This is a genomic window from Neobacillus sp. BP17 (assembly GCF_059579525.1).
The window spans coordinates 2221262-2242461 of sequence record NZ_CM184198.1 but is presented as its reverse complement, the minus strand read 5'-3'; the positions used below and the strand labels follow the sequence as shown (position 1 = coordinate 2242461).

15 protein-coding genes are annotated in these 21200 nt (G+C 38.0%); 4 read left to right on the top strand and 11 right to left on the bottom strand.

Features of this window, described 5'->3' with window-relative positions:
- Positions 1-29 precede the first annotated feature (29 nt).
- A complete protein-coding gene (locus AC4QJR_RS10740) occupies positions 30-1061 on the bottom strand; it encodes a VanW family protein (RefSeq protein WP_496526154.1) in 1032 nt (343 codons plus the stop codon).
- A gap of 356 nt (positions 1062-1417) precedes the next feature.
- Here AC4QJR_RS10740 and AC4QJR_RS10735 point away from each other — a divergent pair, with 356 nt between their 5' ends.
- Entirely contained in the window at positions 1418-2560 is a 1143-nt protein-coding gene (locus AC4QJR_RS10735; protein WP_496526153.1) for a polysaccharide deacetylase family protein, read from the top strand.
- A gap of 58 nt (positions 2561-2618) precedes the next feature.
- Here AC4QJR_RS10735 and aspA read toward each other — a convergent pair whose 3' ends face one another.
- Positions 2619-4037, bottom strand: a complete 1419-nt coding sequence (gene aspA, locus AC4QJR_RS10730) for an aspartate ammonia-lyase (RefSeq protein WP_098575241.1) — start codon at positions 4035-4037, stop codon at positions 2619-2621.
- 208 nt (positions 4038-4245) lie between these two features.
- Complete coding sequence (locus tag AC4QJR_RS10725; protein WP_496526152.1) at positions 4246-4668, bottom strand: MarR family winged helix-turn-helix transcriptional regulator; 423 nt, start codon at positions 4666-4668, stop codon at positions 4246-4248.
- A gap of 198 nt (positions 4669-4866) precedes the next feature.
- On the opposite strand from AC4QJR_RS10725, the gene AC4QJR_RS10720 reads away from it, so the two are divergent.
- The gene (locus AC4QJR_RS10720) at positions 4867-6111 is read left to right on the top strand and encodes an MFS transporter (protein WP_496526151.1); all 1245 of its coding nucleotides are present in this window, start codon (positions 4867-4869) and stop codon (positions 6109-6111) included.
- 43 nt (positions 6112-6154) lie between these two features.
- Here the strand turns inward: AC4QJR_RS10720 and AC4QJR_RS10715 are convergent, their stop codons facing one another.
- The 8 genes from AC4QJR_RS10715 to AC4QJR_RS10680 all read right to left on the bottom strand — a co-directional run bounded on the left by AC4QJR_RS10715 (position 6155) and on the right by AC4QJR_RS10680 (position 18433).
- Positions 6155-7039: a YitT family protein gene (locus AC4QJR_RS10715; protein WP_098575502.1), complete on the bottom strand. Its 885-nt coding sequence runs from the start codon at positions 7037-7039 to the stop codon at positions 6155-6157.
- Positions 7040-7236: 197 nt separating this feature from the next.
- Positions 7237-7965: a sirohydrochlorin chelatase gene (locus tag AC4QJR_RS10710; protein ID WP_496526150.1), complete on the bottom strand. Its 729-nt coding sequence runs from the start codon at positions 7963-7965 to the stop codon at positions 7237-7239.
- Positions 7966-8060: 95 nt separating this feature from the next.
- The gene (gene cysC, locus AC4QJR_RS10705) at positions 8061-8660 is read right to left on the bottom strand and encodes an adenylyl-sulfate kinase (RefSeq protein WP_375375727.1); all 600 of its coding nucleotides are present in this window, start codon (positions 8658-8660) and stop codon (positions 8061-8063) included.
- Positions 8661-8675: 15 nt separating this feature from the next.
- Positions 8676-9824, bottom strand: a complete 1149-nt coding sequence (sat, locus tag AC4QJR_RS10700; RefSeq protein ID WP_251460540.1) for a sulfate adenylyltransferase — start codon at positions 9822-9824, stop codon at positions 8676-8678.
- A 111-nt stretch (positions 9825-9935) separates the two neighbouring features.
- Positions 9936-10649, bottom strand: coding sequence for a phosphoadenylyl-sulfate reductase (locus AC4QJR_RS10695; protein ID WP_251460538.1), 714 nt, complete (start codon positions 10647-10649; stop codon positions 9936-9938).
- Between the two features lie 253 nt (positions 10650-10902).
- Positions 10903-12939: a YhgE/Pip domain-containing protein gene (locus tag AC4QJR_RS10690; RefSeq protein WP_496526149.1), complete on the bottom strand. Its 2037-nt coding sequence runs from the start codon at positions 12937-12939 to the stop codon at positions 10903-10905.
- A 125-nt stretch (positions 12940-13064) separates the two neighbouring features.
- Positions 13065-15014, bottom strand: a complete 1950-nt coding sequence (gene ltaS / locus AC4QJR_RS10685) for a lipoteichoic acid synthase (protein WP_496526148.1) — start codon at positions 15012-15014, stop codon at positions 13065-13067.
- Between the two features lie 260 nt (positions 15015-15274).
- On the bottom strand, positions 15275-18433 hold the full coding sequence (locus AC4QJR_RS10680) for an efflux RND transporter permease subunit (RefSeq protein WP_496526147.1): 3159 nt from the start codon (positions 18431-18433) through the stop codon (positions 15275-15277).
- Positions 18434-18586: 153 nt separating this feature from the next.
- On the opposite strand from AC4QJR_RS10680, the gene AC4QJR_RS10675 reads away from it, so the two are divergent.
- Positions 18587-19447 carry a TetR/AcrR family transcriptional regulator gene (locus AC4QJR_RS10675; protein WP_496526146.1) on the top strand — a complete coding sequence of 287 codons (861 nt, stop codon included), beginning with the start codon at positions 18587-18589 and terminating at the stop codon, positions 19445-19447.
- Between the two features lie 110 nt (positions 19448-19557).
- Positions 19558-21162, top strand: a complete 1605-nt coding sequence (locus AC4QJR_RS10670) for an MDR family MFS transporter (RefSeq protein WP_496526145.1) — start codon at positions 19558-19560, stop codon at positions 21160-21162.
- The last annotated feature ends 38 nt before the right edge of the window (positions 21163-21200 follow it).

Sequence of the window (21200 nt, the reverse complement as noted above, 5' to 3'; positions counted from 1 at the left end):
TTGATTTCATACCTTTATCATTTGGCTACTTAGATTCGTTTCTTAAGTTGACTTTGATACGTTTTTGACGTCCTAACTTCAACAGTTAGTGAACCTCCATTTACTGTCGCTTTTAAAATTAAAGGCACACCCGTAGTATTTTTAAATCTAAAATCTTTACCCCCATAAGAAACTGTCGCATCTCTTCCTTTTGGCACGTAACCTACCGTTAAAGAATGGTGGTGTTTTTCGATGTACTGGACGGCCAATTGATCGATCGCATTATATAAAGTAGAAGAAGTTTGACATATTCCCCCGCCATACCCTTCAACCAACTTACCGTAATTTATTTCCGGTGCTTTTTGGTAACCGTGTTCAGCATCACTCGGGCCAACTGTTGTATTATATGAAAAAGAATCATTAGTCCCAAGGATGACGTTATTTATTGCCTCTGCTGAGAGTTTAATATTTTCAGTTCGTCCCACCGTCCCACTATTAAAATGGGTCGTATATGAGGCGACTACTACGTCATCTAATTGGGAAGCCTCATCAGCCTGATACCCGCTTGCATTCACATATAATGGCAATTCCACATTGCCGCCTTTTTCTGAAACCAACATGATCTTATCCGCCAATTCTTCTTCATCAAGAATTTGTTGAGGGGTCCCTTTGATGATATTCCCTTCTTCATCAAGTTTATCAAGAATCATTCGTTTGTCGTAGCCAGGCTTTGATTGGGTTCCTCGAGCTAGTTCTCTTGTCAATTTTGATATTTCGACTTTATAATTGTCAGGATTCGTTATGTATCCTAAATCCTTTGTATTAAAAGTTTTTACGATGTCTTTTGTGTTTGGATCCACAATATTTACATATACAGGTCTTGCTTCTTCCCTTTTTCGTTCTTCTTCCCGTTTCTTTGCTTCAGCCAGCTTCTTTTCTTCTTGTAACTTCTTCTCTTTTTCAATTTGTTGTTGCTTTTCCGCTGCCTTTGCCTCTTTTACTTTTGCGGTTTGTCCAGAACACCCAGCGCCAATTAAACACACCGCTGCCAATAGTGATATTACCCAATTACGCTTCGCCATTTTCTCCCACTTTACTCCTTTTTGTATAGCCTTATGCCCTTTTATATTGTTAGACGATATTCAAGGGGATATGTTTCATATGACTCTCCTATTCTATTCCATTTTTTATGCCAATGTCCTGCTAAAAAATTGGAAATCCTTATATAAAAAAGGAGATTAAATTGATGTTCGGGATTTGTTAAGCTTTTTTTAAAAGGTACGTAGCAACTAAGCCCAAATTCTCATATGGTATTATTAAAGCAGAAATTAATTTAATATCAATACTCCTTTAGTCCTCAATTTACTCCATCAAATGATTCCTTGCAAACAAAATGATTCTGCTCCCTAGCCATAATGGAAATTAAGGGGGACATACCATGAGAGAAATCTTAATTTTAGTTAGCATTTTATTATTTGCTGTATCTCTAGTTTTAGGCTTAGTATCTCAGGTCCATCGAAAAAGCGGAAAAGGAATTTATTATTCTCTAGCCACAATCTGTCTAGTATGCGTTTTTTTCTTATTGTTTTTTCAAAACTGGAACATTGCTGGCCTTTGGAGTGGTGAACCTGTCGATCCCCCTAAAACGGAGTCACCTATATGGCCTGGACAAAATAATGATGGTAAGGACCCTGCTGATGAGGAACACTCCCCATCCGTGGAGCCTGAGGAAGAAGAACCAAATGACCCTCAACCCACTACTCCTGAACAAATTATTCTGGGTGATAATGAAATAGTTGAATACAAAGTGGTTAGGGGAGATACTTTATTTTCCATTGCCACTAGGGCCGAAGTGACGGTGGAAAAAATAAAGCAATGGAATAATCTATCCTCCGATGCCATCTTTGTAGATCAAATCTTAAAGCTTTATGGAAAGAATGTGGAGCCGGCTCCACCTAAGCAGGACCCTCCACCGACAACAGCTTCCTCTGTTATTATTTCAGAGGGAAGCCCTCAGCAAAAACAGATCTCATTTACCTTTGATGCTGGGAGTGATGCCGCAGGGATAAGAATATTGGATGTCCTTAAAAAGCATAAGGTCAAAGCTACGTTCTTCCTTACAGGTAAGTGGGTTGAGAAGTATCCTAGCCTTGCCAAGAAAATTGTCGAAGAAGGACATGAAATTGGTAACCATTCCTACTCTCATCCTGATGCCGTAAAAACAACTGCCAATGCGTTAAAACAGGATATCATCAAAGCAGAGGAAGCTATTATGGAGGCAACAGGAAAATCTCCACAGCCCTATTTTCGTTTTCCTTTCGGGTCGTACAATTCTACCGCTCTCAAAACTGTTGGTGCAGCGGGATATCCCTTTAGCATCCAGTGGTCACTTGATACAATTGATTGGAAACAGCCAGCCACTGAAGTCATCATTTCCCGTATAAAAAGTGGAACAAGCAACGGTGATATCGTCCTTATGCATATCGGAGGAATAAATACACCGGAAGCCGTCGACCAAGTCATTCCATGGCTAAAGGCCCAAGGCTACCAACTCGTCCCGTTAAGCGTTCTATTAAAATAAAAAATGGTGCCTGACACCCCAATGGGTGTCAGGCACCAAATAGATTTAAATCTAAATATTAATCTCTATCTAGGAGGGCTGCCCCAGATATTCCAGGCTTGGTCATTTCATATATGTTTAAAATCAGATCTAATTCTTCTTCAGTAAGGACATCATATTTTAAGCATAGTTCACGAACCGATTTCCCAGTTACAGTTGCCTCTCTGGCGATTCTTGCTGCAACTTCATAGCCGAGATGCGGGTTTACTGCCGTTATTATGCCGACACTCTTTTCGACATTCTCTCTTAAGCGTGCCTCATTAGCCTCGATACCTACTAAACAATGGTCGGTAAATGAACGAAAGCCGTTGTTCATAATGCTAATTGATTGAAGTAAATTAAATACCAATACCGGTTCCATTACGTTCAATTCAAGTTGCCCTGCTTCTGACGCAAGACAAATGGTATGGTCATTCCCAATCACTTGGAAGGCAATCTGATTAATTAACTCTGGCATGACAGGATTCACTTTTCCTGGCATAATCGATGAACCTGGCTGACGTGCGGGCAGTGAGATCTCACCTAAGCCAGCACGGGGACCCGAAGCCATTAACCGGAGGTCATTGGCGATTTTTGACATATTCATCATACATACTTTAAGGGCAGCTGAAACTTCAGTATATGCATCCGTATTCTGCGTGGCGTCAACTAAATGTTCAGCATTGACCAATGGAAGCCCACTAATGTCCGCCAGTTCTTTAACAACATCTTCGATATATTGAGGGTCTGCATTTAAACCTGTTCCAACCGCAGTAGCTCCCATGTTCACTTCATACAAATTTTCACGGGATTGGTTAATTCGCTTTATATCCCGTTCTAGCACACGAGAATATGCTTCAAACTCTTGGCCAAGGCGAATAGGAACAGCATCTTGGAGATGGGTACGACCCATTTTAATTACCGTTTCAAATTGCTTTGCTTTTTCTTTAAATACCTTATGCATATCTTTCATCGTCATAATTAACTTTTCTAATACTCTTAGTGTGGCAATATGAATGGCAGTTGGAAAAACATCATTTGTGGATTGCGACATATTGACATGCGTATTGGGACTTAAATGTAAATAAGCACCTTTTTCATATCCAAGCAACTCAAGTCCACGGTTGGCAATCACTTCGTTTGCATTCATATTCATGGAGGTCCCAGCCCCACCTTGGATTGGGTCTACAATGAACTGATTGTTCCATTTCCCTGCAATAATTTCATCTGCTGCTTGGCAAATTACATCCCCAAGTCCACTATACAAACGCTTCGTTCTCGTGTTTGCAATCGCTGCAGCTTTTTTAATCATCGCAAGAGCAATAATTAATTCTTCATGAATTCGATAACCTGTGATTGGAAAATTTTCAACTGCCCTTAGTGTCTGAATACCGTAGTAAGCATTTACTGGTATTTCCTTTTCTCCTAAGAAGTCTTTTTCGGTTCTTGTAGTTTCCATGATTACCTCTCCCACCCTTTATAAAAAACTCTTGATGTGTAAGTGTTACTCACACCAAAATAATAACAGTTAAAACAACCTTTGTCTCTCTTTTCACTGTAATTACTCTGTTAATATAAAAATATCCGTAAAAAAAAGAGGTTGATCAAAAAAAGTCTATCATAACTTTTGAGATCAACCTCTTTTTTCAATTAACTCGAAATAACTATTATTTAAAAGACCGATTGAATTTTTCCAAAAGTACCCCGAATAATTCACGTTCCTCATCCGACCAATCTTCTAGTAGTTCAGCAACTCTCTTCAAGCGTGCCTGTTGATAATCAAATAATTCCGTTGCACCCAGTTCAGTTAATTGAAGAGAATAAGCTCGACCATCCAATGGATCGGGAATTCGATATAAATATTCTTTATGTTCTAGAGCGGCTGCCTGTCTACTGACTGTAGAAATATCCAGATTAAATTCATCTGCTAATACTTTTACTCCGACAGCACCCTTTTCATTAATTCTTCGTAGGATTAAATAGGCCGATCGATCAAGATTCCCCAATTTCTTATTACTCGAAATTGACGTGGTTCGGCGGATCAGAATGGCTAATTCAAGCTCGATTAATTCTAAAGAATGTTCATGCATTTACTTTTCTACCTCACTGTTATTTCCTCATATAAATTATGATAACATACTCACATTCTCATTTGTAAGGAAACACTATTTGACTGATATGGCAAAAGCACTATTGACGTAGTGGAAATTGATTGTATAATACAATCATATACTTTCATCATACAACTAATTCAAGAAGATCGAAAGAATCACATAGGGGGAAATTTAATGGCATCAGCACCAAAAACTAATACCGCACCACCTCAACAGAGACAGTTGAAACCCAATGAAAAGGCAGGTTTACTTAGCCAGCCAAAAGCAGTTTGGGCCGTTTTTTTTGCAAGCATTATAGCGTTCATGGGGTTGGGTTTGGTTGATCCTATTTTGCCGGCAATTGCCGAACAACTTCATGCCTCACATAGTGAAGTTACCTTGCTGTTCACTAGTTATAATGCAGTTATGGCGGTTGCCATGCTTATTACTGGGGTGATTTCTACAAGGCTTGGCATCAAATGGACGTTATTGTCAGGAATTGTGATCATTGCAGTTTTTTCAGCACTCGGAGGATTTTCAAACGGGATTTGGACCCTGGTTGGACTTCGAGGTGGATGGGGACTCGGAAATGCACTTTTTGTAGCAACAGCTTTATCAGCCATTGTTTCACTATCAAATAGTGGAACTGCAAAAGCGATTATCTTATATGAAGCAGCAATCGGTCTTGGTATTTCTGTTGGCCCCTTACTTGGCGGATGGCTTGGTGGAATGTCTTGGCGAGGCCCATTTCTTGGAGTAGCCGCATTAATGATTATTGCCTTTTTTGGTCTCTTTATTTTAATGCCAAAGTCTACCACACCAACTGGCGTAAAATCACGTTCTTCGTTAATGGATCCATTCCGCGCCTTAAAACATCGTTCACTTTTAGTCTTCGGTATTGCAGCGGCACTTTATAACTTCGGCTTCTTCACTTTGCTTGCATATGCACCATTTGTTATGGGCTTGGATGAGCACGGATTAGGATTTGTCTTCCTTGGCTGGGGAGTTTTACTAGCTATTACATCAGTTTTTATGGCTCCAAAAATGACTGAATGGTTTGGAACCATAAAATCAATGTGTTTGATGTTAATATTATTCGCCCTGCTTTTGGTGGTTATGGGAATATGGACATCCACTCAATGGGTCATCATTGCAGCTGTTATTTTAGCCGGCGCCTTATTAGGTAATAACAATACTCTAATTACCACAGCCGTAATGAATGCCGCTCCAGTTGAACGATCAACGGCTTCTGCTGCCTATAGCTTCCTTCGATTTATTGGAGGCGCGATAGCCCCATTTACGGCAGGTAAACTTTCCGAAATCTATAACCCAAGTGTACCATTTATAGTTGGAGGCGGGTTTGTGGTTGTTTCGGTCCTATTTATTTGGGCTAATAAAAAACATATTAATCATGTAGATAATATCGGAATTGGCCATTAATATATAAAAGGATCTGTGAAAGAATCGCAGATCCTTATTTTCATTAGTGAATATCTTTTTTCTTAAATCGGCCTCCACGAACTTCTGAAATGTCACCAATCGCTAAAAATGCGTTCGGGTCAATATCCTGAACAATCGTATTTAATTTTGACTCTTCCAACCTCGTAATAATACTGAAGATGACCTTCTTACTATCACCAGTGAAAGCACCTTGCCCATTAATATAGGTTACTCCCCTTCCAAGTCTTGCATTGATTGCATTTCCAATTTCTTCTGCATCGTCACTGATAATCCACACTGATTTGGATTCTTCCAGACCGGCTACAACGGTATCAATAGCTTTGGATGCAATTACATAAGCTAGCAAGGAATACATGGCACGGTCCCAACTAAACACAAAACCTGCTGCACCTAATATAAAAATATTAATAAACATGATAATTTGCCCAACAGAAAATGGAACTTTTTTGGTAATCAAAAGTGCAAGTATTTCTGTTCCATCTAAGGCCCCACCATTGCGGATGACGACCCCTACCCCTGTCCCAAGAATCATACCGCCAAAAACGGTGGCGAGGAGAATGTCATCTGTAAATGCCGGAATGGGATGAAAAAATGAAGTGAAAATTGATAAAACAATAATTCCATACACGGTTGATATAGCGAAGGTTTTTCCCATCTGCTTATATCCCATATAAACAAATGGCAGGTTTAAGATGAGGAGGAAAATCCCTAATTTCCATCCTGTGATATGCGCAAGCATAATTGAAATACCTGTAATTCCACCATCAATAACATGATTTGGAACTAGAAATATTTCTAACCCTGTTGCCATTAATATTGCTCCTATGGTGATGGCGATTGCTCGGAGTACGATTTTCCTTAAAGGTAACTTTCGGTGTTGAACTTTTTCTTGTATAAGTTCTGTCACATCATCACATCTTTTCATAAAAATTTTCCATTAATTATTTCAATAATATGTGAAAAATCTATATCTATTGGTTAATTATATCACTTTTTCACAAAAAGATGAACTCGGGTTCATCTTTTAATAATTTACTTTGTTAATCTACCCTTTTTTTCCAAAAAAATAGCTAAAATCCTAAGATTTTAGCAAAGTAAATAAATTTACGACCCTTCTGTTGCACGTTCAGTGATAATATCTTCAATGACACGATGTTTACTTAGTTTACCGGTGTGAATGATCTGCTGACCTAATTTACGTTTCATCGATACCATTTGGTCCACTTCCTTTAAAAGAAGGCCGGAAAATAATAAATAAGGAATCACAATGATTTTTCCAGTCGCATTTTTTGAAATGGTCTCAAGACCTTCTGGAAGTCTCGGCTCAGTTGCTGCTAAATAACAAACTTGAATATTCTCTATTCCAAGTCGTTTACTAATCCCTCTAGCAATGTCGGCAAAGGCTGTGTGAATACTCTTGTCACTACTTCCCCTACCGACAATTAGAATCGAATCTTTAGGTGTTAGATCGGTGACCGTTTCCTTAACCATCTCAGCAATCCCATCGAGAATTTTTCCTTGAACCCCAAATGGATCTCTTATCTTTACATTGATGGTAGGATAGCGCTCGCTAAGAGAGGAAAGAGCTTGTGGAATATCTTCTTTAATATGACCAGCAGCCAATAAAAATAAGGGAACGACAGTTATCTCTGTCGCTCCCCTTTCTACACAGTGCAGAAAGCCCTCTTCAATACCTGGCTTGGTCAACTCGAGAAAACAGACTTCCTGAATTTCAACATTTATTCGTTCCATCACTCTATGAATAAAAGATTTGGCTTCTTCAGCTCCCTCTTTTGAACGTGTACCATGACCAATGTATAGAATTGCTTTCACCCTCACTGCTCCTTCCTTGCTTCCCTTACTATCCTTTACCATTTAAGACATGACCATACTTTCCCCTTAAACGAGAGAAGGAACCACTGAATCTTTTAGAGAATGTTCTTCTCTTTTAGATAAGCAAATACTTGTTCCACCGCTTCTTCAACTGTTACTTGATCTGAATGAAGAGTAATCTCTGGTTGTTCTGGTGCTTCGTACGGTGAGTCAATTCCGGTGAAATCCTTAATCTCCCCGCGGCGAGCTTTCGCATACAGCTGCTTTGGATCTCTACGTTCACATTCTTCAATCGGGCATTGCACAAAGACTTCAATAAATTCACCGTCTTCGAACAAAGCACGGACTTGGTCACGATCAGAACGGAATGGAGAAATAAAAGCAGTTGTCACTACTTTGCCACTGTCGACAAACAATTTGGCCACTTCGCCAATTCTTCTTATATTTTCAGTACGATCATAATCGGAAAAGCCAAGATCTTTATTTAATCCGTGGCGAATATTATCCCCATCTAGAACATATTCACTGATTCCCTGGCGGAATAATTCGTTAGATACCGCATTAGCGATTGTTGATTTCCCAGACCCTGAGAGTCCAGTAAACCAAAGAGCACAGCTTCCATGCCCATTTCTTTCACGTCGATTTTCTTTTGAAATAGATGTTTCATGCCATGTAATATTTGTTGGTTTAGCCATAGATTTAATTCCTCCTTACACGGTAGCTGTTTCTTTCATTCCTTCAATCAGTACTTCAACAACCTCTTTACGGCTAAAGGTTGATGGTGGCAATACGCCTGCGCGAAGCATCTCTCTTACTTTTGTTCCGGAAAGGATTACTCTGTCTTCCTTGCTATGCGGGCAAGTTTTATCAGAAGCCATTCCTTCACATTTGTTGCAATAGAAGCTATGTTCAAAGAACAATGGCTTAATACCAAGCTCTTCTTCTGTAAAATTACTAAAAATGTGTTGGGCATCGTATGTTCCGTAATAGTTACCAACACCAGCATGGTCACGGCCAACAATAAAGTGAGTGCAGCCAAAATTCTTACGAGCAAGTGCATGGAAAATAGCTTCCCTTGGACCTGCATATCTCATTGCTGCTGGGTACACACCTAACTGTGCGCGCTCCTTAGGATAATAATTATCTAGTAACACGCGGTAGCTTTTTAGACGAACATCTGCTGGGACGTCATCTGACTTCGTTTCACCAACTAGAGGGTTTACAAACAATCCATCAACAGTCTCAAGAGCCGCTTTTTGAATGTATTCATGGGCGCGATGAATCGGATTTCTTGTTTGGAATCCTACAACTGTCTTCCAGCCTTTTTCTTCGAAAATTGCACGTGTTTCCTTTGGTTCAAACCATACGTCACCAAATACACCTTTTTCTGATTTCTTAACTAAGACGATTTCACCTGCCACATAGACTGGACCTCTTTCATAAAGGCGTTTCACACCTGGGTGGGCAGTTTCTCCCGTTTTATATACTTCAACTGCTTCTTTATCTAGGTCAGGTTCATACCATTCTGAAACCTTAATCACTCCATAAACTTCGTTATTATAAGTAAGTTTGAATTCCTCACCTACAACGAGTGATCCAGCTACCTCGTAAGAAACTGGAAGTGTAACAGGGATGGACCATATGGTATTGTCTGCTAAACGCATATTGTTAACAACAGATTCATAATCCGCTTTTCCTAGAAAACCTTTTAAAGGACTAAATAAACCAATTCCGATTAATTCGAGGTCACTTAAGGCAATCGCATCAATTTCTAATTCTTTTATTACTGAAGTTAGATCGTAATTAGGGTCAAACGCTTGAATAAGTTTTCCTCCATGAGGTTTTGGTAAGTATGACATTTTTAATCAACCTTTCATTAAAGTTTTAGATTCTTGTTAGTATCGATTAACTTGAAGATGATTTCCCATTCCTCCCCAATGATCTCAGGTAATGGGAAGTGACTCTCTTTATTACGAGTGCAATCCACACTCGGTTTTACTGCTGCCTGACCAACGTCCAGCACGAGAATCACCATTGGTTCCTACCGCTTGGGTGCAAGGGAAGCAGCCAATACTTGGATAGTTTTGGTCATGCAATTGGTTATAAGGGAGGTCCTTTTCCTTGATGTACTCCCAAACCTCATCCCAGGTCCAATGAATGAGCGGGCAAATTTTAATATTTTGGAATTTTTCATCCTTATTTAAGAATTGAGTATCCTTTCTTGTTGGAGACTGCTCCCTGCGCAGACCTGAAATCCATGCCTCTCTTGGGGTTAGCGCCTCACGTAAAGGAATAACCTTTCTGATTTGGCAGCATTGATTAGGTTCCCTTTTCCATAAGGCAGAACCGTATTCCGCTGCTTGTTCATCTAAACTCAATTTAGGAGTTTTCCGCTCAATTTGAAGCTCCGGAAAACGTGCTTCTATTTTATCGATTACCTCATACGTCTCGGGAAAGTGAAGTCCTGTATCTAAAAAAACGATGTGCGCATCTTTTTTAACTTGATAAATTAAATCAATTAATACAATGGCTTCAGCACCAAAACTGGAGGCATAGACAATTTTTTCTTCAGGATACTGGCTGTATGCCCATTCTAAAACAGCACGTGCACCCTTTGTCTGGTCCTCTACGGAAAAAGTATCCGAAATTTGATTCCAGTTTTCATATGTCACTGCTTTTGTCATTCCTGTGGACCTCCTTGTTGAATTACTAGAATAATAGATCCATATTTTAATGGATCGAGTATGAGCTTAAAATGTCCTTGTATTTATTATTTAAATTTAATCCTACCATACGCATAGGAATTGTCAAGTTGATTTATTACAATATTTTAAAAAGTATTAACGAAGGCTAAGGGATACATTTGTTTACTCGATAAATAAACAAAGCAGACATAATTACATGTCTGCGAAATCCTACTTATTCCCTAGAAACTCCCTATGGAATAATCCTCGTCGTCCTTGCCTTTTCAGCTGTTCTTTGAATCTGTTTACTTAATGGTTTCTTTAACATCAATGCTAAAAGTAAGCTCAATGCAATAAAGATAACAAGCGCGAACAAATCTTTTATCACGACCTCGACAATCATGCCGCCTACTGTTTCACGAAGCATACTCACGGCATAGGTAAATGGCATATAAGGGTTGATCGCTTGAAAAAATGATGAGGTCAAGCTCACAGGAAATGTTGCACCAGAACTTGAGATTTGCAGAACCAAGAAAATAATCGCTAATCCTTTTCCAATATTGCCAAACACCGAACATAAGGAATAAGTGATTGTAACAAATACCATGCTGATAAACATACAAAATACCACAAACCAGAGTTTGTCAACCGCATATGTATGAATGAAAAACAAGTCACCAAGGGACACAATCACAGCCTGGAAGATTCCGATAGTAAGAAAGGTAATAAGCCTTCCTAAAAAAAGCTGGTACCCTTTAAAGCTATGGCCAGGATTATCAACATCTACTTTTAGTGAGGCAATTAATAATGTCGCACCAACCCAAAGAGCTAGCATCGTATAAAATGGTGTCATCGCCGAACCATAGTTTGGAATTGGAAAAAGCCGCTTTGTTTTTAATAAGATCGGATTCGAAAGGAAATTACTTTCTTTTTGCGGATCGTGCTTTAGAAATTCGATTAAGTCATACATATTTACACTGCTTTCAAAGCTTCTAATTTTATCGGCAGCACTCCTTATGCTTGACTCAAATCCCGGTAAATCGTTGCGTGCTAAGTCAGCTGCTTTGTGGACATACTTCACAAAGGCATAAAACCTCGTTCTAAATAAATCAGCCGCTTTTCGAATGTCATTTTCTAAAGATGGTAAATCCGTTCGCACAAAATCAGCAGCGCGATGGATTTTTTGCTCACTATTCGCAAAATCACTTTTAAAAAAATTAGCAGCTGTATTAGTCGCTTTTGTCAATTTATCAACTTTCTCAAGCAGCTCTTCCTGTGTTTGCACTATATTTCCATGAATTTTTACAAGTTCTTTGTAAATTCTGTTAACCTCTTCTTGTTCTCCTTTGGACTCAGTCTGCGATACAGAAGCTCCCTTCATTTGTTCAAGTGATTGAAGAAGCATGTTTTCTATTTCTGATAGATTGGTTGCAGTATCAGTAATGAGTTCCTTTGCTCTCTGTAAACTAGAAATTTTCTCTTGAAGGGTAATCACTTTAGCTCCTGTTTCTTTGATAAGCGGTAACCGGTCCTCAATCTTTAAAATACTGTCTGCTGCCTTTTCTATCTCTGGGATCCTCTGCTCCAATTCAATTACTTTCTGTCCCTTTGCTTGGATTTCTGGTAACTTCTTTTCTAGTTCAATCGCCGCTTTCCCCATCTTTTCTATTTCAGGCAAAGCTTTTTCTAATGCAAAGATCTGCTTTTCCACATTATGTATGGATGGCAATTCTTGCTCCAATTCAATGCCGGCTCTATAAAACCCCTTGAAAATAGCTTCACTTACTATTTTTATAAAAGCTTGGCTAATTTGAGCGGTTACGCTTGAGGCTCCTGAACTTACGATTTTCGGAGCTACAGCATTTATTTTTTCATTTACCGTAAACTCGATTTCTGGTTTTTGGGGATTTACCTCTAAAATACTGGATAACTTTCTCGAAAAATCCTTAGGAATGATGAGATAGGCATAATAAAGTCCCCTCTCCACTCCACTTTCTGCTTCAGTGCGATTAACAAAGACCCAGCCAAGTTGATGATTCTTTTTAAGATTCTTGACGGTATCGTTACCGACATTTATTTTTTTTCCGCGTATTTCGGTTCCTTCATCTTCGTTACTAACAGCCACACGAATCCCAGATGTATTACTATACGGGTCCCACATTGACTTTATGTTCACCCAAGCATAAGCCGACGGCAGAACGATAAGTGCGCCTATTAACAACACTACAGTAGGCACGCGAAAGATATTTTTCCAATCAGTTTTATATATGCGCCAAACCTTCCCGATCATAATCCCCCCTTACAGACTTCCTACTGCCTATATCTTTTCACCTTTTGAAAATAATGATGCAAGCGGAATGTGTTTGTCCAAATTGAAGGACAAAAAACTGCCTGAGGATTTCCTCAGGCAGTTTACTATTTAGAGTCGACATTTTCATCTTTATTATAGTTATATTGTGATCGGTCGACTGAAGTAAAGTTTGCAGGTTTGTAAAAACGTAATAAATCTCCATTTACCACTTTATCTGATAGCTTTAATTTATATTCGACGATCTTTTGATCTTTTTTGGCTTCTTCCGTTTTTGTTTCATCCAATTTCAGTCCCGTTTTAGAATCATAGAACTTTCCATCAATAGAAGTGATAGTTGAACTTACAAAATCACCATTTCTGAACGGCACTAAATCATCATGCTGTTTAGATAATAAGTCGGTTCCAAATTGGACATACTCTTTTGTGTCTGTACCTAGCAAGTGAAGTAGGGTTGGAAGAAGATCGATTTGGCCGCCATATTCGTGGTTTACTCCACCTTCCATTCCAGGGACACGAATGAATAATGGTACACGCTGTAAACCAGTACTTTCAAATGGGGTGATTTCCTTTCCAATTACCTGCTCCATAGCTTTATTATGATTTTCAGAAATTCCATAATGGTCGCCATACATTACAATGATCGAACGATCATATAAACCTGATTTTTTGAGATAATCAAAGAATTGCTTTAAGGCTTCGTCCGCATATCGTGCGGTTTGAAAATATCCATCGACAGATTTATCGCCTGTTGTACCTGGTGCAATCGTAGCATCCTCTTGATTAATTGGATACGGATAATGATTCGATACAGTAATAAATTTTGTATAGAATGGCTCTGGCAATGATTCCAAAAGTGGAATCGATTGTTCATAAAATGGTTTATCCATTAGCCCGTATTCAGCTAGATCTTTAGAATTGATTTGATAATAGTTTGAATCAAAGAACTTGTTGTAGCCAAATGATTTATAAATTTCATTACGATTCCAGAAGCTTCCTGAATTCCCATGGAACACCGCTGAAGTGTAACCTTGCTGACCTAAAATGGCAGGAGCTGCCTCATAGGTATTTAGCCCTTTTGTTGTATAAGCTGAACCTTGTGATAATCCATATAATGAATTTTCTAACATAAATTCAGCATCCGATGTTTTACCTTGTCCTGTTTGATGGAAGAAGTTATCAAAGTAAAGGGTATTTTGATCCTTCGTTAAAGAATTTAAAAATGGAGTGACTTCTTCCCCGTGCAACTTATAATTAATTAAGAAATTTTGCGTTGATTCAAGATGTAAATAAATTACATTCATTCCTTTTCCAGCCCCAAAGTAAGCTGGATTTGGCTCTGCATAATTAGACTTTGTATAGTTTACAACTTCAGTAGTATCATCGCTGCTGGCCATAACTCTTTGAGCGGATGCTTTCGTACTTTGAACAGCATCATAAATAGTGTAATTGTACATTCCTAAATATTTTACGATATAGTTTCTATCGAATCCTCTTGTAAGTAATTGAGGACGGTCCGTTTCAGCTAATGCTAAGTTCACACTTGAAATCGCAAGTGCCATTGAAAATAGTGCTGCAACTTTCCCGCGATTCATATCCTTGACTTCTATTTTCACAAATCGTAAAACAAGTAAACCAAATAACACTATGACATCAAGAAAGAATAATAAATCGTATGGCTTCAATAAGGAAGTGACACTGCCGCTTACATCGCCAAAGTTTTGAGTCTGCGTTAAGGTTGGTAAGGTAATAAAATCACTAAAGAATCGGTAAAATAAAACATTTGCATATAAAAGAAATGATAAAAGAAAATCTATAACCATTAGCCCTATATACTTTTTTCTACCTTTTAAAAAGAATGATACGCCCAAGAATAGTAAAGCAGATCCGAGCGGATTGATAAATAATAGAAACTTCTGAAGAGAATTTTCAATTCCTAAATCAAATTGCGTTAATTGAACAATATATGTTTTTATCCATAAGAAAAACACTGTCAAAAAGAAAAAGCCAACATATTTATTAAAAATACTTTGACCTCTTTGCAATAAGTTAATCATAAAGCACCTACCTTGTTATCTATGATTATAAACTTTTAGTTATTATTTTTATATTAATGAGAGACTACTGCCCTCAATGATCTAGCATCTATGTTAACAGCTAAATATGAACAATCCATGAACATTTAATAAAAAAACAAAATGACCAGCACAAGAACATTACTATACTCTCTTTTTTTGAAATGTCAAGGCTCTAAAAAAAATAACAGCAGCTGAATGTTATTTTAACATAAAATCAGCTGCTGTTTATTTTCGTTCCTTTATACTGCTTTCTCTTCTAGGTTACTCTCTTTTCGCTTCATTTTCATAAGCGTTTCATAAACAATCGGTACAATAACTAAGGTAAGAAGCGTCGAACTTGTTAATCCGCCGATGACTGTCACACCTAATCCTTTTGAAATAAGCCCGCTTCCTTCCATTCCGAAAGCTAATGGAATCAGTGCACCAATGGTCGCAATGGCTGTCATCAGAATCGGACGGAGGCGTGTCCCAGCAGCCTCAAGAATCGCTTCTCTTGTTGATAACCCATCATTCTCTTTATGAATGACACGGTCAATTAATACAATCGCGTTCGTTACAACAATACCAATTAACATCAACGCACCGATCATTGCAGATACACTTAATGTTTCTCCAGAGATCAACAAACCTAATAATCCTCCGATGATGGTAAACGGTAATGAGAATAGGATCGCTAATGGAGCTAATCCTCCTCCAAATGTAATAACAAGTACTAAATAAACTATCGCAATCGCTGCAAGCATGGCTAATCCTAACTGTGTAAAGGATTCTGCAATATCTTCTGATACCCCGCCAATCGAAACATCAACCGTTGAAGGAAGTTTTAGTTTATCTACCTCCTTTTGAACCGCAGCAGAAACTTTTGAAACATCTTTTGTCGTAATTTCAGCACTTACACTTGCATAAATACGGCCATCACGTCTGGTGATTGTATCCGATGTATGCCCCTTCTTAATATCAATAACATCCTTTATTGGGACTGCCATACCCATCGGAGATTGAATCTTTTTATCGGTTAAATCATTAATATTTTCAAAATCATCTTTTTCTACATCTAAATAGACATTCAATTCTTTGCCATCATTTTCAATGGTTGTCAGTACTTGACGCTGACCATTTCCTGCAAGTTCCATCCCTAGTTGCGCTGCGGTAAGTCCGAGTTGGCTTAACTTTTTCTGATCAGCGACAAGGGTATATTCTTCATAGGTATCAGCAATACTGGTTTTCACATTTTTAAGGGTGTCTTTACTTTTAAAAATTTTCTCTATCTTATTTACAACAGGTTCAATTTCATCCATATTGTCACCATACACATTAAATGAAAGTGCATTTGATGATCCCATACCTGAAAAGTCCTGACTTGCCCATTCTCCCTTGTCATTTCGTTGGTTTAGATCGTTAATTACATTTTCAGTTTCTTTTGAGAAGTTTTTGGTGTCTTTATCATATTCAACAAAAAACATGGCCGAATTGCTTTGTCCTGGATTCATTGGGTTTTCTCCGCCCACGGAAAACTGAATCGTTTTTACTCCGTCTCTGTTCCCAAAAAATTCCTCCGCATCGGTTGCAATCCGTTCCACTTCATCCAAGGTTTCTCCTGGTGCTGGTTTATAAGTGGCCACAACCATTTTTTGTTCATCAGATGGAAGGAAACTTACCCCAATTACAGGTACAAGGAACAAGCTCCCCACTAATAATAAAAGTGCCAGCCCGAAGGTAATGATTTTATGATTTAAGGACCAATTGAGAACCTTCTTATAGCCCAAAGCTAATTTACCTGGTTTATTTTCAACATGTACTTGTTTAGTGGAAATCCCTTTTTTAAATAAAGAATGCGCCATCATCGGAACAATTGTAATCGCTACTAAAAGAGATGCTAATAAAGCAAAAACAATGGTTAATGCGAATGGTAGAAACATCTCGCCTACTGGTCCTTTAACTAAACCTAATGGAAGAAACACAGCAATCGTTACCACAGTGGATGAAAAAATCGGCATGAACATTTCTCTCGTGGCAGCAACAATTAAGTCTTTCCCACTTAAGGTTTCATTATTAAGAGACATCCTTCTAAAGATGTTTTCGATGACAACAATCGAATCATCAATTACACGGCCTATTGCAACAGTCATTGCGCCAAGGGTCATCATATTAAGAGTAATATTCATTTGTTTTAAAAGTAACATCGCAATTAATATGGATAATGGGATAGAAATTACCGATATGATGGTAGTCCGGAAATTTCTTAAGAAAAGCAAGATGATAATCATGGCAAATATTGCACCGAAAATGGCTTTATTCAGCATGGTTGCAACCGATTCTTCGATCGGTTTTCCCTGATCAAAAATCGTAGTAACCTTTAACCCATCAATCTTATCTTCAAAATCACCTAATTTATCTTTAACAGCGTTCACCACATCCACTGTATTTGCGTCCTGTGTGCTTGTAATCTGTACTCCGATGGACTCTTTGCCATTTGTTCTTGAAATTGATTCTGCCTTCCCTACTACCTTAATGGTGGCAATATCTTTTAGTTCAACACTAGGAATCGCAGGAGAAGCTTGAGCCGATTGGGTGGCTTGGCCAGCAGGAATACCGGTTTGTTGGCCCTGGTTTTGTTGGCTGGCTGCTGTACCTTGCTGCGCTGTGCCTGCTGATGGAGTAACGGGAATTTTGATCGCTTTTAAGTCTTTTATTGTAGAAACATTCCCATCAATGACAACGGACTTTTGCGTATCTTTAAATGTGTACAATCCTAGTGGAATGGTAACATCCGATGCTTTGATTATATTCTTTACCGTATCTTCTGATAAGTTATATTGCTTTAATTTAGACTCATTAAATTTCAATTGAACTTCGTCAACCTGCTGCCCTGAAATTTGAACGGTTGATACTCCTTCAATACCTTCAAGTTCTGGAATAATATCCTCTTCGGCTGTTTTAGTTAATTCTGCCAAAGATTGTTTAGTATTTGTAATACTTAATGACATAACCGGGAAGGCAGAAAAACTCAATCGTGAGACTTCTGGCTCCTCTACCCCTTCAGGAAGTTCAAGATTTCTTAAGGCTTCCTTTACTTCATTTTGAGCCTTTTCCATATCCTTATCAAAATTATATTCTATTTGGATAGACGAAGCATTTTGAAAGGAAGAGGAACTAACAACTGAAACCCCATCTAAATTTTCGACTCGTTTTTCAATCGGTTCCGAAACTTTCTCAGCTACCTGCTCAGGCGTTGCCCCAGGATACACTGCCAAAACTGAAACAAGCGGTGTATTAATATTTGGAATGGTTTCTAGTTTCATGTTCATTCCTGAATACAATCCAGCAATTGTAATAATAATGGTTAATAGCCATACAGCAAACTTGTTCTTCAATGAAAACTGAATGATTTTCTTCATTTTTCTCTCCTTCTTATACCATGTTGACATTTCAATTTGATTCGAATAGGATTGACTATGCGGTCATAATAAATTCAATCATACTGACCGGCCAGTCATAAGTCAAGAATTATACGTTTCTACTTAGGAACAGCTATTAATGGAGGGTTTTTTTTGACAGAAAAGGAGAAAGTAATTATTCAATCAGGGATGAAGCTTTTTGCTCAAAAAGGTTTTTCATCGACATCGATCCAAGAGATTGCTACTGAAAGTAATATTTCTAAAGGGGCTTTCTATTTACATTTTAAGTCAAAAGATGATTTATTACTCTCGATACTGGAATATATTTTTGAGACAATAGAATCTAGCAGGTTAGTTTTTGAAAACCAGGATATATCCCCGCGAGAAAAATTCATCAAACAAATCACTGCATTTTTCAGAACATTTATTAGTCATAAAGAATTTATGATAATGCTCTCCAAAGAACAAGCAATCCCAAGGAATGAAGAAATCAAAAAACTTTTATTCAAAAAACGTTTTGACTCTCATTTATTACATCGCAAAGGATTAGTTTCAATCTATGGTCAAAAGATTGAGCCTTATTCGATTGATTTAGCCCTGATTCTAGAAGGATTGTTTCAAACATATGTGGGATTAATGATGCTTGAGCCTGCTGAGTTTGAGATTGAGAAACTATCCCATTATTTAATGAAAAGGATGGATAGTATCGTAAAAGACATTTCAAGTGATGAACCCTTCTTGACCGAAGAAAAGATGGAGAATATTATAAAAAATTCTAAACAATTTTTCGAATCCGCCAATGTAAATAATATTATCAAAAACATAAGAAAAAAAATTAATCTGATGGAAAATAGAGAAGTATTAGAAATCTCATTAGACGTTCTTGAAGAGGAAGTACACAAAAAAAGTCCTCGTATTCCAGTCATCAAAGGAATGCTTTCCAATTTTAAAGGAATAGAAACACTAGACCCATTCACTAAGGAAATGGCTGATTTTTATGGATTTGAATTATAAAGGAAATCTTTAGTAGCTTTCCTTTTCTACGTAAATATTGACTGACCGGACAGTAATATTATATATTTTATGACGGAACTTTTTTAATAACATCTAGATAGGAGAAAAATATGGCGATAGAAGATAAACGGATTAATACCAGATTAGTTATAACCGGTTTAATTATCGGGATGTTTTTCAGTGCATTAGAACAAACAATTGTCGGAACGGCCATGCCGACGATTATTTCAGAATTAAATGGCTTTACTATTTTTGCATGGGTTACGACGGCCTATATGATTACATCGACAACAATTGTACCCATTGTTGGAAAACTGTCCGACTTGTATGGGAGAAGATTCCTTTATTTACTTGGAACAATCATCTTTATTGTTGGTTCTGGATTGTGTGCAACTGCCACATCTATGGAACACTTAGTAATCTATCGAGGGCTTCAAGGGATTGGCGGCGGGATGATTATGCCACTGTCTCAAACCATTATTGGGGACATCTTTACAGCTGAGCAACGAGCTAAATGGCAAGGTATTTTTGGCGGACTCTTTGGGTTAAGTTCAGTCATTGGCCCTTTCTTAGGTGGAATAATTGTTGATAGTATAAGCTGGCACTGGATTTTCTTGATCAACGTACCTTTCGGGCTACTTTCTGCAATTTTAATCTTTATGGGATTAAAGCATGAAACTACCGCAGTTAAAGGAAAAGTGAATATTGATTATTGGGGAATTATCACATTAATTCCTGCCATTGTCTTATTATTACTTGGCTTAACATTTGGCGGGGATAAATTTGAATGGACCTCACCTATTTCTTTCCTTATTTTCGGAGGTTCGATTTTGCTTCTTATCGTTTTCGGCTTAATTGAGAGAAAAGCAGTAGAACCGATTTTGGATCTTTCATTCTTTAAAAATCGAACATTTGCAACGATGAATGCGCTAGGATTTTTGCTGGGTTTAGGCATGTTTGGAGCGATTATGTTCGTTCCAATGTACATGCAAGGAATTCTTGGTGTATCACCAACACAGGCTGGATCCACCATGACTCCTATGATGATTGCGATGATTGCGGCAAGTATCGTTGGCGGGCAATTATTACTTAGATTTAGCTTCCGTTCTGTACTAACAGCAGGCATGCTTCTTGGTGCTTTAGGATTCTTTTTAATGAGTACAATGGGTATCGATTCAAACGAATACACTGCCTATGCCTACATGGTAGTTCTTGGCTTAGGAATGGGCTTAGTTATGCCAACATTAATGATTGCAATCCAAAATGAATTTCCAAAATCCCAACTTGGAACTGTAACATCCGCCTCCACCTTCTTCCGATCAATAGGTGGTACAATTGGAATTACGATTTTAAATTCAATCATGAACCATACACTGAAAGGTGAAATGGTAAGTGTTGCTACTGATGCTGAAAATCCAATTGCACATAAAGCATTAACAGCCCTTTCTGAAAAAACAGATTCATTATTCAGTTTGCTGCTCAATCCGAGCCTATTAAAAATGCCAAAAGACATTCAAAATAGCGTAATTCATGGCATTCAAATTGCTTGGTCCGATTCTTTTTCTACGGTTTTCTTGACAGGATTAGTCTTTATAGCAATTGAAGTCTTTGTAGCATTGGCAGTTGGCAAAGGTCGGATTAAAAGGGATAACGAATTAACAGATGGTAGTGAACAATCAATCTCATCGTTTAAACCAGACCCAACGGAATCATAAAAATCCATAATAATAAGAGGGATTCCCCGGAATCCCTC